The sequence below is a fragment of the Streptomyces camelliae genome (assembly GCF_027625935.1).
Taxonomy (GTDB): domain Bacteria; phylum Actinomycetota; class Actinomycetes; order Streptomycetales; family Streptomycetaceae; genus Streptomyces; species Streptomyces camelliae.
In genome coordinates this window covers 575,858-588,142 of record NZ_CP115300.1, presented here as the reverse complement: position 1 = coordinate 588,142, position 12,285 = coordinate 575,858, and the positions used below count along the sequence as shown (strand labels likewise).

13 protein-coding genes are annotated in these 12,285 nt (G+C 72.0%); 12 read left to right on the top strand and 1 reads right to left on the bottom strand.

What is annotated here, in order from left to right; all coding sequences use genetic code 11:
- The first annotated feature begins 1 nt into the window (after position 1).
- The 12 genes from O1G22_RS02805 (at position 2) to O1G22_RS02750 (ending at position 12,033) form a co-directional block, all read left to right on the top strand.
- A complete protein-coding gene (locus O1G22_RS02805; RefSeq protein ID WP_270079800.1) occupies positions 2-1,285 on the top strand; it encodes an ABC transporter substrate-binding protein in 1,284 nt (427 codons plus the stop codon).
- Entirely contained in the window at positions 1,282-2,220 is a 939-nt protein-coding gene (locus O1G22_RS02800; protein ID WP_270079799.1) for a carbohydrate ABC transporter permease, read from the top strand. The genes O1G22_RS02805 and O1G22_RS02800 overlap by 4 nt, the downstream gene beginning before the upstream one ends.
- Positions 2,217-3,077, top strand: coding sequence for a carbohydrate ABC transporter permease (locus O1G22_RS02795; protein ID WP_270079798.1), 861 nt, complete (start codon positions 2,217-2,219; stop codon positions 3,075-3,077). The genes O1G22_RS02800 and O1G22_RS02795 overlap by 4 nt, the downstream gene beginning before the upstream one ends.
- A gap of 5 nt (positions 3,078-3,082) precedes the next feature.
- Positions 3,083-3,682, top strand: a complete 600-nt coding sequence (locus O1G22_RS02790) for a hypothetical protein (RefSeq protein ID WP_270079797.1) — start codon at positions 3,083-3,085, stop codon at positions 3,680-3,682.
- Between the two features lie 362 nt (positions 3,683-4,044).
- Complete coding sequence (locus tag O1G22_RS02785; protein WP_270079796.1) at positions 4,045-5,241, top strand: MFS transporter; 1,197 nt, start codon at positions 4,045-4,047, stop codon at positions 5,239-5,241.
- 62 nt (positions 5,242-5,303) lie between these two features.
- Entirely contained in the window at positions 5,304-7,082 is a 1,779-nt protein-coding gene (locus O1G22_RS02780; RefSeq protein WP_270086304.1) for a S9 family peptidase, read from the top strand.
- A gap of 144 nt (positions 7,083-7,226) precedes the next feature.
- Positions 7,227-9,140: a RiPP maturation radical SAM C-methyltransferase gene (locus O1G22_RS02775; RefSeq protein ID WP_270079795.1), complete on the top strand. Its 1,914-nt coding sequence runs from the start codon at positions 7,227-7,229 to the stop codon at positions 9,138-9,140.
- 25 nt (positions 9,141-9,165) lie between these two features.
- Positions 9,166-9,834 (top strand): DUF5825 family protein, encoded by a 669-nt coding sequence (locus O1G22_RS02770; RefSeq protein ID WP_270079794.1) that lies wholly within the window; start codon positions 9,166-9,168, stop codon positions 9,832-9,834.
- 78 nt (positions 9,835-9,912) lie between these two features.
- Positions 9,913-10,680: a class I SAM-dependent methyltransferase gene (locus O1G22_RS02765; RefSeq protein WP_270079793.1), complete on the top strand. Its 768-nt coding sequence runs from the start codon at positions 9,913-9,915 to the stop codon at positions 10,678-10,680.
- Positions 10,681-10,846: 166 nt separating this feature from the next.
- Positions 10,847-11,281 carry a hypothetical protein gene (locus O1G22_RS02760; RefSeq protein ID WP_270079792.1) on the top strand — a complete coding sequence of 145 codons (435 nt, stop codon included), beginning with the start codon at positions 10,847-10,849 and terminating at the stop codon, positions 11,279-11,281.
- A gap of 75 nt (positions 11,282-11,356) precedes the next feature.
- A complete protein-coding gene (locus O1G22_RS02755; RefSeq protein WP_270079791.1) occupies positions 11,357-11,713 on the top strand; it encodes an antibiotic biosynthesis monooxygenase in 357 nt (118 codons plus the stop codon).
- A 104-nt stretch (positions 11,714-11,817) separates the two neighbouring features.
- On the top strand, positions 11,818-12,033 hold the full coding sequence (locus tag O1G22_RS02750) for a hypothetical protein (RefSeq protein ID WP_270079790.1): 216 nt from the start codon (positions 11,818-11,820) through the stop codon (positions 12,031-12,033).
- A 29-nt stretch (positions 12,034-12,062) separates the two neighbouring features.
- Here the strand turns inward: O1G22_RS02750 and O1G22_RS02745 are convergent, their stop codons facing one another.
- On the bottom strand, positions 12,063-12,194 hold the full coding sequence (locus O1G22_RS02745) for a hypothetical protein (RefSeq protein ID WP_270079789.1): 132 nt from the start codon (positions 12,192-12,194) through the stop codon (positions 12,063-12,065).
- Positions 12,195-12,285: the final 91 nt, after the last annotated feature.

Sequence of the window (12,285 nt, the reverse complement as noted above, 5' to 3'; positions counted from 1 at the left end):
CATGCCCGGACACAGGACAAAGGGGTTCTGCTCGTCGGCCGCCGCACTTGCCCTGTGCGCGGTGCTGGCCGGCTGCGGCGGATCCGGGGAGTCGGCCGACGGCGGCAGGATCGTGCTGCGCTACACGTGGTGGGGCAACCCCGACCGCGCCGCGCGCACCGAGAAGGCCGTCGCCCTGTTCGAACAGCGGCATCCGGACGTACGGGTGCAGACGTCGTTCTCCGGCTACGACGCCTACAAGCAGAAGCTCGCCACCCAGGCCGCCGGCGGCGACGCACCCGACGTGATGCAGCTCGACTACCGGCAGATCGACCAGTACGCCTCCGGCGGCGTCCTGCTCGACCTGGGCCGGCAGCGGCGGTTACTGCGCACCGACGGCATCGACCCCGGACTGCTCGCCACCGGTCGGGTCCGCGGCGCGCAGTACGCGGTTCCGCAGGGCCGGGGTACCGAGACCGTCGTCTACGACGTCCAGGCCTGGCGCCGCTCCGGAGTGCCGCTGCCCGGCCGCGGCTGGACCTGGGACCAGTGGGCCGACGCGATGCGCGCCCTGGCGAAGAAGACCGGCCGGCCGGGCGGCACCGACCCCGGGCAGAGCGAGGACGCCTTCGAGATCTGGCTGCGCGGCCAGGGCAAGTCCCTCTACACCAAGGACCGGGGGCTCGGCTTCACCGCCGCCGACCTCACCCGCTGGTGGACCTTCACCGACCGGCTGCGCCGCGAGGGCGCCGTATCGCCCGCCGAGCAGACCACCCAGCTCGACGGATCCGTCGAGAACACCCCGCTCGGCCGCGGCAAGGCCACCTCCGACGTCAACTGGGACGCGCCCGCCAGCGGTTACGGCGCCCTCGTCAAGGGCGGCGTGGCGCTCGCCCCGATGCCCTCCGGCGCGGACGGCACCCCCGGCCAGTACTTCAAGCCGTCGATGTTCCTCGGTATCGGAGCCCACACCCATCACGCCACGCAGGCAGCCCAGTTGATCGACTTCCTCGTCAACGACCCCGACGCGGCGAAGATCCTCGGCGCGACCCGCGGCATCCCCGTCAACGAGACGATCCGCAAGGACATCGGACCGCGGCTCACCGGCTTCGACCGGACCGTCGCCGACTACCAGGCCTCCCTGGAAGGCACCCTCAAGGACCCGCCGCAGGCCCCGCCCTCCGGCGACAACGCGCTGCAGACCACCTTCCAGCGCGACTACGACCAGGTGTCGTACGAGCGCATGTCGCCCCGCACGGCGGCCGAGAACTATGTCACCGAGGCGAAGGCGGAGCTGAGGTCATGACCACCACCGACGTCCCCGCGCCCACCGCCCACCGGTCCGCCGCCTCGGCACAGCGCCGCCCGACACGCGAACGCCAGGGCGCCGCCTGGGTGTTCCTCTCCCCGTGGGTGCTCGGCGCGACCGTGCTGACCCTGCTGCCGATGGCCGTGTCGCTGTATCTGTCGTTCACCGACTACGACCTGTTCGACCCGCCGCACTGGGTGGGCCTGCGCAACTACGTGCAGATGTTCACCGAGGACCCGCGCTACTGGCGCTCGGTGCTGACGACTCTCACCTATGTCGTCATCGCCGTACCCCTCCAGCTGGGCCTCGCGCTGGTGGTCGCCCTCGCCCTGAAAGGCATGAAACGCGGTAAGGGCTTCTACCGCTCCGCGTTCTACGCCCCCTCGCTGCTGGGCGCGTCGATGTCCGTCGCCCTGGTGTGGCGGGCGGTCTTCAACGACGGCGGTACCGTGGACCATCTCCTCGGCACCGGCGGCTGGGTCAACCAGCCGGGCTGGGCCCTGCTGGCCGTCGCCCTGCTGACGGTCTGGCAGTTCGGCGCCCCCATGGTCATCTTCCTCGCCGGACTCCAGCAGATACCCGCCGAGCTGTACGAGGCAGCCGCCGTCGACGGGGCGGGGAAATGGCGGCAGTTCGTCTCCGTGACCGTGCCGATGCTGTCCCCGGTGCTGTTCTTCAACCTGGTCCTCCAGACCATCCAGGCCTTCCAGGTCTTCACCCCCGCCTTCGCGATCAGCGCCGGCAAGGGCGGCCCCGCCGACTCCACGCTGGTCTACACCCTCTACCTCTACGACCGGGGCTTCGTCGCCTCCCACATGGGCTACGCCTCCGCCATGGCCTGGGTCCTGCTGCTCGTCATCGGAGCCGTCACCGCCGTACTCTTCCGCACCTCACGCTCCTGGGTCTTCTACGCCTCCGAGGGGGAGCGATGACCACAACTGCCCTTCTCCGCAAGCGGGTTGCCTGGGGACGGATCGCCCTGCACGCCGGCTGCCTGGCCGCTCTGCTCGTCATGCTGTACCCGCTGGCCTGGCTGCTGGCCACCTCGCTGAAGCCCGCGAACGAGGTCATCGCCAGCCTCGACCTGCTGCCCAGCCACATCGCATGGTCGAACTACACCACCGCCCTGGACGGCGTGAACGGCGTCTCCATCTGGCGGCTGCTCGGCAACTCGCTGCTGATCGCGGGCGGCGCCGTCCTCGGCAACGTGTTCAGCTGCTCCCTCGCCGCCTACGCCTTCGCCCGGCTCCGCTTCCGGATGCGCCGCCCGCTGTTCGCCTTCATGATCGCCACGATCATGCTGCCGCACCACGCGGTCCTGATCCCGCAGTACATCATCTTCAACAAGCTCGGCCTGGTGAACACCTACTGGCCGCTGATCCTGCCGAAGTTCCTCGCCACCGAGGCGTTCTTCGTCTTCCTCATCGTGCAGTTCATGCGCGGCCTGCCCCGGGAACTGGAGGAGGCCGCCCGCATCGACGGCTGCGGGCCCTTCCGCAGCTTCTTCTCCATCGTCCTGCCGCTGACCCGGCCCGCCCTGATCACCACCGCGATCTTCACGTTCATCTGGACCTGGAACGACTTCTTCACCCAGCTCATCTACCTCTTCGACCCGGACAAGTTCACCCTCACCCTGGCGCTGCGCTCCTTCGTGGACGCCTCCAGCCAGTCGTCGTTCGGCCCGATGTTCGCGATGTCGGTGATCGCCCTGCTGCCGATCGTGCTGTTCTTCCTCGCCTTCCAGCGCTTCCTCGTGGAGGGCATGGCCAGCTCCGGGCTGAAGGGGTGAGCAGGATGTCCCAGCCCCGCACCCGCGAGCCGGGCGAGCTGTTCGGCCCCCGGATGACCCTGTTCGCCGACATGCTCAGCGTCGGCCTCGCCACCGCCGTGGCCTGCCTGCCGCTGCTCACCGCACCGGCCGCCCTGTCCACCGCCTGCGCGGTCCTGCGCGGCGCGGGGGAGGACCGGCCAGCCACCGCGGGACGGTACGCGGCGCTGCTCCGCCGACGCCTGCGCCGCGCCGACCTGGCGGCCGGGGCCCTGACCCTGGCCGTGCTGCTCCTCTCGGCCGCCGACCTCGCCCTGGCCCGCGCCGGCCTGCCCGGCGGCCCGCTCTTCACCGTCGCCGCCTCGGCCATCACGGCCGGCGCCTGCCTGGTCGGCCTCCGCACCTGCGCCCGCCCCGAGTCCGTCACCGAGTGGGCAACGGCCCTGCGCGCCGCCGCCCGTGACACGGTCCACGACCCCGGCGGCACCGGCCTGATCCTCCTCGCCCTGGCCACAGCCGCCGCCGGCGCCTGGGTGCTCCCGCCCCTCGCCTTCCTGACCCCCGGGCCGCTGGCCCTGGCGCTCACCGCAGTCGACGTACGGCTCGCGGGGCGGCGGCACCGCTGACCGCGCACGGCGGATCACGGCGCGCCGCGGCGAACGTTCTCGGTCGAAAGCGGCGCCCTGGCCGAGTCCTTGCGGCACGGCCGGCCGGTGTCTCGTCGCCGCGCCCTCGGGCGGAACACCTGAGCCGTCGCGCGTTTCCCCTGGAAAAAACGGAATTCAGGCCCTCTTATCCGGAATGATCACCCTTCTTTTCCTTCTGTGTCCGATCAACCCTGCCTCGGCGCCGCACGACACGAATCCGGCCACACATAGCGGGCTCTTGTGACGCCTGTTCGGGCTCGATTACGATCCCGCTCGCTTCATCACCGCCACACTTTCTGCACAGTTTCGCCACATCGGTGAGGTGCTCAGTGGAACGGCCAGTGTTACGCGACTTCCGGCTTCTGTGGTCGGCCAACGCCGCCGACGGGGTCGGCAGTCAGGCCTCCGGCACCGTCCTCCCGCTGCTCCTGCTGGGGATGGGCAGCTCGCCCCAGACGGTCGGCCTGCTCGCCGGTGTCTCCACCGCCGTCGGGCTCCTGCTCGGCCCGCTCGTCGCGTTACCCGCGGACCGGGGCGCTCGCAAGCGGATGATGACCGGGTCCGCGGCCGTCGCCGCGCTCGCCATCGGCGGTGCGGCACTCGCCCTCGCCGCCGGCCGGCCACCCCTGGGCCTGATCCTCGCCGCCGTACTGGTCGAACGCCTGGCGACCGCCTGCTTCGAGGCTGCGGCCCGGGGAACGGTCGTACTCATCTGCCCGGGACCCGAGCAGCCCCGGGCGATCGCCCGGCTCACCGCCGCCGACCAAGGCGCGCTGATCGCCGGCCCGATGCTCGGCGGGGTCCTCTACCAGGCCGCCCGCGCGCTGCCGTTCCTCGCCGACGCCCTCTCCTACGTCATCAGCGCACTGTGCGTCTCGGCCCTGCGCGCGGACCTCACCGCACCGGTCACGCGGCAGCGCGGCGAGGGACCGCTGCGGGAGGGCGCGGCCGGGCTGCGGCTGGTGCGTTCCTCACCGGTGCTGCGGCTGGTCCTGGTCTGGGCCACCCTCGTCAACGCCGTCGTGGTGGCGCTGTACTACGGAGCCGTCTTCACCCTCCGCCGAGACGGCCACGCCGGCGCCGTGCTCGGCGCGATCCTCGCCCTGTCGGGCACCGCGGGCCTGGCGGGCGCGCTCGCCGCGCCGCGCGTGGCCCGGCGCTACGGCGCACCACGAGTCGTGACCGCCGTGACCTGGCTGCTCGTCCCGCTCGCGGCCGCGCTCGCCAGTGTCACCGGGGCATGGGCGTACGGGCTGCTGTTCGGCCTGGTGTGTCTGCTGATGCCACTCGCCTCCGTCGTGCTCCAGACGCGTGCCCTCCAGGTCACCGAGCCCGCGTTGCAGGCCCGCACCGGCGCGGTCCTGGCCACCGCGACCACGGGTGCCGCCGCCCTGGCACCCGTCCTCGCCGGAACACTCGCCGACCGGGTCTCCGACGCCGCGCCCGCGATCGTCTGCGGAGTGCTGCTGGCCCTGCTCGCGGCGCACAGCTCCCGGCGTCCGGTACGCGGCCTGCTCGCGGCGGAGGCCGTCCGGTGAGCGGCGGCTACCAGGTCTACCGGGCCGCCCTGCCGGAGGTGTGCGCCGGCGACCCGGCCAGGATGGTCTTCACCGCCGACGCCGAGGGCCGCTGCGAGGTGTTCGCCTGGGACGCCGCCACCCGCAGCGCCCGGCAGGTCACCCGGCGCCCCCGGGGCACCCTGCACGGCGCCATCGACCGGGACGCGTACGTGTGGTGGTTCGACGAGGACGAACACGGGGTGGGACGGTGGTGGTTCCAGCCCTTCGCCGGGGGCCCCGACCGGCTGGGTCTGACGAACGTCCCGGCCGGGCTTCCCCGGGGCCTGGCGGTGAGCGACCACGGCACCGTCGCCCTCGCGGCCGGCGACGGCCACGCCACCACCGTCCACGTGGGCCCACGCGGCGGTACTGCCCGCACAGTGGCCCGGACCGACGGCCCCGCCACCCTCACCGGCATCACCCCCGGCGGCCGGCTGCTGGCCCTCGCCGGTGCCGAAGCCGTCACCGTCCTCACCCATGACGGCGCCGTACGGGCCGTCCTGCCCGCCGACGACACCGGCCGGCTGTGGTGCCTGGGCTTCGCCCCTGCCGGGGACGGCGAGGAACTCCTCCTCGTCCGCGAGTGCGCCGACCGCTACGTCATCGCGACCTGGCGGCCCGGCACCGGACCGACCCTTCACGACTGGTGCGCCTTCGACACGGAGATCACCGCCCGCTGGGACGCCGACGGGCGCTCCGTCCTGGTCCGTCAGGACCGCCACGGCCGCTCCACCCTGCACCGCGCCGACCTCACAACCCGCACCCGCACCGCCGTACCCACCCCACCGGGCACCGTGCTGGACGCGGCCACCCGGCCCGGACACGATCTGCACCACCTCTGGACAGCCGCCGGCCACCCGCCCCGGCTGCACTCCACCCGGGGCACCGCGCTGCCCGAGCTGCCCACGCTCGCCGGCCCGGTCCCCGGCACCCACCGGGACCTGTGGACCCCCGGCCCGGACGGGCCCGTACACACCCTGCTCAGCCTGCCCGACGCACCGCACGGTCCGCCCGCCGCGGTGTTCCTGGTGCACGGCGGGCCCGCCGACCACGACCGCGACGCCTACGACGGTGTCGTCCACTCCCTGGTCGCCTCCGGCTTCGCCGTCGCCCGCGTCAACTACCGCGGCTCCACCGGCTACGGGCCACGCTGGCGGCGCGCCTTCCGGGACGGAGTCGGCCTCACCCAGGTCGAGGATCTCGCGTCGGTGCGCGCCGACCTCGTCGCCCGCCGGCTCATCCGCCCCGACGCCGTCGGCCTGTGGGGCACCTCCTGGGGCGGCTACCTCGTCCTGCTGGCCCTCGGCACCCGTCCCGGACTGTGGCAGGCAGGGGTGGCGGTCAAACCGGTCGCCGACTGCGCCGCCGCCCACCGCACCACCACTCCCGCGCTGCGCGCCCTCGACGAGCGGCTCTTCGGCGGCACACCCGACGAGGTTCCCGAACGGTACGCGCGCAGCTCGCCCATCCACTACGCCGCCGCGGTCCGCGCCCCGCTGCTGGTGGCGGGCGCAAGCCATGACGCCAAGTGCCCGCCCGGCCAGATCCGCGGCTACCTGGCCGCGCTGCGCGCGAGCGGAGTCCGGCACGAAGCACTGTGGCTCGACTCCGGCCACGACGGCTACGACGGCGGCGACCACGTCACCGTGCTGCGCCGGGCCCTGGTCTTCCTGGACCGGGAACTGCGCGGTCGGCAGGCCGCCCCACCCAGACACCCCGCTCCGTCCGGAGCGGGGGAGCACCACAGCGGCGAACACGCCACGGAGAGGAGAAGGTCCCATGCAGAAGGACATCATCCACAACGACCCGCTCGCGGGTGACGAGGAGAACCGCAGGCCGGGCATCGGCATCACCGTCACCATCCCGTTCCGCAACGCCGAGGACGCGGAAGAGGACTGACCCCCTGCCGGCCGGCCCGGCGGTGCACCGCCGGGCCGGCCGGTCCCCATCCCCGAGGAGCCGACATGCGTGTCCTGCTGGTCAACATGCCCTGGTCGCCCATCGACCTCCCGTCCCTCGCGCTGGGAATCCTCAAACGCAGCGTGGACGAGCGCGTGCCCGGCGCCGAGGCCGAGGTCCTGCACGCCAATCTCGAATTCATCGACTGGATCACCAGCCGTACCGACTTCACCGGTGACGACTACGAGTACTACGCCCTGTCGTCCTACTTCATGGGCTGCGGCGACTGGGTGTTCTCCTCGGCCCTCTACGACGACCCGCACTGGCGCGAGGAGGAGTTCACCGCGGCGATGCGCGGGAAACTCAAGAAGTCGCGCATGGAGATGACGCACGCGCTGCACCGGATCGTCCCGGAGTTCGTCGACGAGATCGCGCACCGGATCGTCGCGCACGCCCCCGACGTCGTCGGGTTCACCTCCACCTTCCAGCAGAACACCGCGGCGCTCGCCGCCGCCCGGCGGGTCCGGCAGCTCGCCCCGCACATCGTGACCGTCATGGGCGGGGCCAACTGCGACGGGGCGCAGGGCGCCGCCGTACACCGCAACTTCCCCTTCGTCGACCACGTCGTCAGGGGCGAGGGCGAGGCGGCCTTCCCGCAGCTGCTCACCGCACTTGCCGACGGCTCCGACCTCGCCGAGGTGCCGGGCCTGTGCCATCGGGGCGCCGACGGACACAGCCGCGCCAATCCGATGGCGACCCGCCCGCTGCCGCCCGCCGCGATCCTGCCCCCCGACTACAGCGGCTACTTCGAACGCCTCGCCGCCTCCGCCGCCCGCCACTGGGTCGAGCCCAAACTGGTCGTGGAGGGCGCCCGCGGCTGCTGGTGGGGCGAGAAGCACCACTGCACCTTCTGCGGGCTCAACGGCTCGTTCATGGAGTTCCGTTCCAAGAGCCCGGACACCTTCTACCAGGAGATCGTCGAACTGGCCCGCCGCCACCGGGTCCTGGACATGTACCTCGTCGACAACATCCTCGACATGGGCTACCTGACGACCGTACTGCCCCGGATCATCGACAGCGGATACGACCTGCGGATGCACATCGAGATCAAGGCCAACCTGCGCCGCCCGCAGCTGCGCACCCTCGCCGACGCGGGGATGATCTATGTCCAGCCCGGCATCGAATCGCTCAACCATCAGGTGCTCGACCTGATGGACAAGGGCGTCAGCGGTTGCCAGAACGTCCGCATGCTCCGTGACGGCGCCGAGACCGGACTGTCCGTCGCCTGGAACTACCTCCACGGCTTCCCCGGCGAGACCGCCCAGGACTACGAGCCGGTCATCGCGCAGATACCGGCACTGGAACACCTCGACCCACCGGTCGACCTGTCGGCCCGGATCGCCATCGAACGCTTCAGCCCGTACTTCGAGCGCCCCGAACTCGGCTTCACCGGCCTGAGGCCCGAGGAGCACTACCGCTTCACCTACGACCTGCCGGAGGAGGAGCTGTACGACCTCGCGTACGTCTTCGAGGCACCGGAACGGGGCATCGGCGAACCGACCGTGACCGCGCTGAACGACGCTCTGGCCGCATGGAAGAAACACCACGCCGACGCCCGCCTCTCCCACGCCGACCTGGGCGACCGGATCGTCCTCGTCTCCCGGCGCCGCGCCTTCGACTGGCGTACGACCGAGCTGACCGACCCCTTCGAGCTGGCCGCCTTCCGTCTCCTGGACCAGCCGCACACCGTCGCCGCGCTCACCCGCAAGGCCGCCCGGCACACACCCGGAGCCACCCGTGACGAGGCCGGCGTGCGACGGCTCCTCGACTCCTGGGTCCGCCTCGGGATCGTCTTCACGGACGGCGGACAGTACGTCCACCTCGCCCCGGCCGCCGTCAACGAGGAGCTGCTGCGGCTGGACTTCATGCGGCACACCCACGCGGCGCCGGCCGCGCCCGCCGAACCCGTCCACGCATGACCACGCCCCGAGGAGAAGGACGTCCATGACCGCCCCGACCACCGCGAGCCTGCCCGCCCTCCTCGCCTGGCGCGACTACGACCCGTCCGCCTGCGAACTCCCCGGCATGTCCCTGGGCGAACTCGCCCTTCCCGGCCCCCTGGAGAGCGAAGGCGACCGGCTCTGGCAGCTCGGCGCCCGGCGCGTACGACTGCCCGGGACCATCGACCTCACCGCCGGCGCGGATCCCGGACAAGCCGCCCGGACGGTGGCCGCACTCAGTCTCGTACGGGATCTGACCGCGCGAGCCGTCCTCGTCGAGTGGGACCTTCGCCTCCCCACGGCGCCGGTCGGAGCCTGGCAGCTCCTCAGTCACCTCCAGCCGCCCCGGCTCATCGAGGGACCCACGGACGCCCACGAGGCGCTGCGCACCTGGCAGCACAGCCACTACCTGTGCAAATGCCTGTGGCGCAAGGGCCCCGGCTTCGTGCAGATCCGCGACCGCCGCTGGGGAGAACTCCGCCGCTTCACCGCCGACGAGCCGGAGTACGAGGACACGATCGAGCGCCTGGCCTACGGCGCACCGGCGACCTCCGTGCCGCCCGCTGTCCTGGCCGACTTCAGAACCGAGCACCTCGTCCTCGACATCGGCCCGTTCGCCTGGTGGCTGCCGTACCGGATCAGCCGCTGGCTGCAGGAGCCGATGACCGTCTGACGCCCTGGACGGCGTCGTACCTGCGCGAGTTGGGCGACCCGGCCGCTTCCTCGTCACGTTTCGACCTGACCTGAGGCCATGTCCGAGAGCCCGCCGGCACGTTTCTACGACGACCTGGCCGACGACTACCACCTGATCTACGCGGACTGGGACGCGAGCATGCGCCGGCAGGGCGACGCCCTGGACGCCCTGCTGGGCCAGGACCGTGCGGCGCTGCTCGACTGCGCCTGCGGGATCGGTACGCAGGCCATCGGCCTGGCGCTGCACGGGCACCGTGTCACGGGCACCGATCTGAGCCCCCGCGCTGTCGCCCGTGCCGTCCGTGAGGCCGCCCACCGGGAGGTGACGCTGCGCGCGGCCGTTGCCGACATGCGGCGACTGCCGTTTCCCGACGCCGAGTTCGACGCGGTCGTCTGCGCCGACAACGCGCTGCCCCACCTTCTGACGGAACAGGACGTCCTCGCCGCCTTGACGGAGATGCGCCGGGTGCTGCGCCCCGCCGGCCGGCTGCTGGTCAGCACACGCCCCTACGACGACGTCCTGCGCGACCGCCCCGCCTCGACGCCCCCGCAGGTCCACCGGGGAGCGGACGGGGACGGGCGGACCGTCACGTTCCAGCTGTGGCACTGGCACGAGGACGGCGAGCACTACGACCTGGAGCACTTCCAACTCCTGCCGGCGGACGGCGCATGGCGTGTCGAGGTCCGCCGGAGCACCTACTGGGCCCTCGGCCGGGACCGGCTGACCAGCCTCGTGGCCGATGCGGGCTTCACCGACCCCGAGTGGCGGATGCCGCAGGAGACGGGTTTCTTCCAGCCGCTGCTCATGGCCGACGCCGGCAAGTGAGCAGGGCCGGCCGCCGCCCGGGCACGCACGCTCACGTCAGATCGTCGCGCCCCAGCACACATAGGCCTCCATGCTCGTGTCACCTTCCACCGTAGAAGAAGCTGCGAGGCCGGCAGAGCATACGCCGTACGTCTCCCTGAGGGATGATGGAAGGGAGGCACTGACGATGGCACGCATGCTTGTCGACGGGGACGACCTGGTCGTACGGCTGGCTTGGTGGGAGCGGGTGGCCGTGCGTCGCGGCGAGGTGCGGGTGCCGCTGGCGGCGGTGCGCCGGGTGACGGTCGAACGGGACTGGTGGCGTGCCCTGCGTGGTGTCCACCAGCGGGGTGTGCACATCCCCGGCGCCCTGTGCCTCGGCACGCGCGGCCATCAGGGCGGGAAGGACTTCGTGGCGGTGCGGCCCGGCAGACCCGTGGTGTGCGTCGAGCTGTGGCCGTCCGCGCCGTTCCGCCTGCTCGCCGTGGCCACCGGGACCGACCGGGAAGGCGAGGCCCTCGCCGGCGGACTGCGCCGCAACGCACCGAACGCCGACGCATCCACGCCGTGCCGGCAGCCACTGCCCGTGCCCGAGGAAACGGAGAAACACCGCGTGGGGTGATCTCGTCACCGCCGGCGCCGTTGCGGCGCGCGACCGGCTTCACCGCGCAGGCGTAATCGGCGCTGTGGACCTACGGTGGTCGAAGCGGCGCCGACGAGCCGCATCGGCGTCGCGGAGGAGGTCGCGATGGAGGAGCACTTCGTCTGGGTGACGACCCGCCGCATTCAGCCGGGCACCCTGGAGGACTTCGAGAGGGCGTGGCGGCCGGCCGGCCACCCGCCGGGCATGCGCCGGGCCTTCGCGTACTGGTCCGAGGACGGGCACGAGATCACCGGGGTGTCGTTCTGGGACTCGAAGGAGGCATGTGATGCCTGGCGGGCCTCCGAGGCCGAGGCGCAGCGGCGTGCCGGCATGGCCCCGTACGTCGTGGAGGAGCGGGAGTCCTTCTGCCGTGGCGGCGAACTCGCCATCCCCAGCGGTACCCCGGGGTGAGCGGACCTGCCCGGCGAGTCCACCCGCCGAGTACGCAACGTCACCCTCTGTGCGCGCGGACCGGGGAGCGGCATGAGGGACTCAGCAATGGGAACCCATGAGCTATGGAAGGCGCGCCTGTGGTTGTGCAGCCGCCGGGGCCCGACGGCGGTCGGCGGGTCACGGTCGGCGGTGAGTTCGTCGGTACCGCGTATCACCTGCTCGATGTGATCGAGTTTCTGCGCCGAAGGGGCCTGCCCAAGTCCAATACGACGGTCGACGATCCCGACCTGATCGAATGGCGCGGTGGTGGGCCGCAGGCCTGGACGGCGGGTGAGTGAACGGGCGCGGGTCAGGTCTCCAGCAGGTTTCAGGTCTCCAGCAGGCTGGAGAAGGCGTCCGCGTGTTCCTCTTCCTCCTCCGGGATCGACTCCGTCATGCGCGGCGTGGTGGGGTCGAGCAGGCCCTGCTCCAGCATCGTCCGGTGAACATCGTCGGTCATGGTCAGGACTTCCTGTGTGTTCTGCCGCGCGGTCCCGGCTCCGGGTGCCCGTCGGTCGGGGTGGGAAACCGCGCAGCGCCGACCTCCTGGT

Excerpts from the sequence above, each read along its gene's own strand:
- O1G22_RS02805 (WP_270079800.1), top strand. The coding sequence starts at position 2 with ATGCCCGGACACAGGACAAAGGGGTTCTGCTCGTCGGCCGCCGCACTT.
- O1G22_RS02800 (WP_270079799.1), top strand. The coding sequence starts at position 1,282 with ATGACCACCACCGACGTCCCCGCGCCCACCGCCCACCGGTCCGCCGCC.
- O1G22_RS02795 (WP_270079798.1), top strand. The coding sequence starts at position 2,217 with ATGACCACAACTGCCCTTCTCCGCAAGCGGGTTGCCTGGGGACGGATC.
- O1G22_RS02790 (WP_270079797.1), top strand. The coding sequence starts at position 3,083 with ATGTCCCAGCCCCGCACCCGCGAGCCGGGCGAGCTGTTCGGCCCCCGG.
- O1G22_RS02780 (WP_270086304.1), top strand. The coding sequence starts at position 5,304 with ATGGTCTTCACCGCCGACGCCGAGGGCCGCTGCGAGGTGTTCGCCTGG.
- O1G22_RS02775 (WP_270079795.1), top strand. The coding sequence starts at position 7,227 with ATGCGTGTCCTGCTGGTCAACATGCCCTGGTCGCCCATCGACCTCCCG.
- O1G22_RS02770 (WP_270079794.1), top strand. The coding sequence starts at position 9,166 with ATGACCGCCCCGACCACCGCGAGCCTGCCCGCCCTCCTCGCCTGGCGC.
- O1G22_RS02765 (WP_270079793.1), top strand. The coding sequence starts at position 9,913 with ATGTCCGAGAGCCCGCCGGCACGTTTCTACGACGACCTGGCCGACGAC.
- O1G22_RS02760 (WP_270079792.1), top strand. The coding sequence starts at position 10,847 with ATGGCACGCATGCTTGTCGACGGGGACGACCTGGTCGTACGGCTGGCT.
- O1G22_RS02750 (WP_270079790.1), top strand. The coding sequence starts at position 11,818 with ATGGAAGGCGCGCCTGTGGTTGTGCAGCCGCCGGGGCCCGACGGCGGT.
- O1G22_RS02745 (WP_270079789.1), bottom strand. The coding sequence starts at position 12,194 with ATGACCGACGATGTTCACCGGACGATGCTGGAGCAGGGCCTGCTCGAC.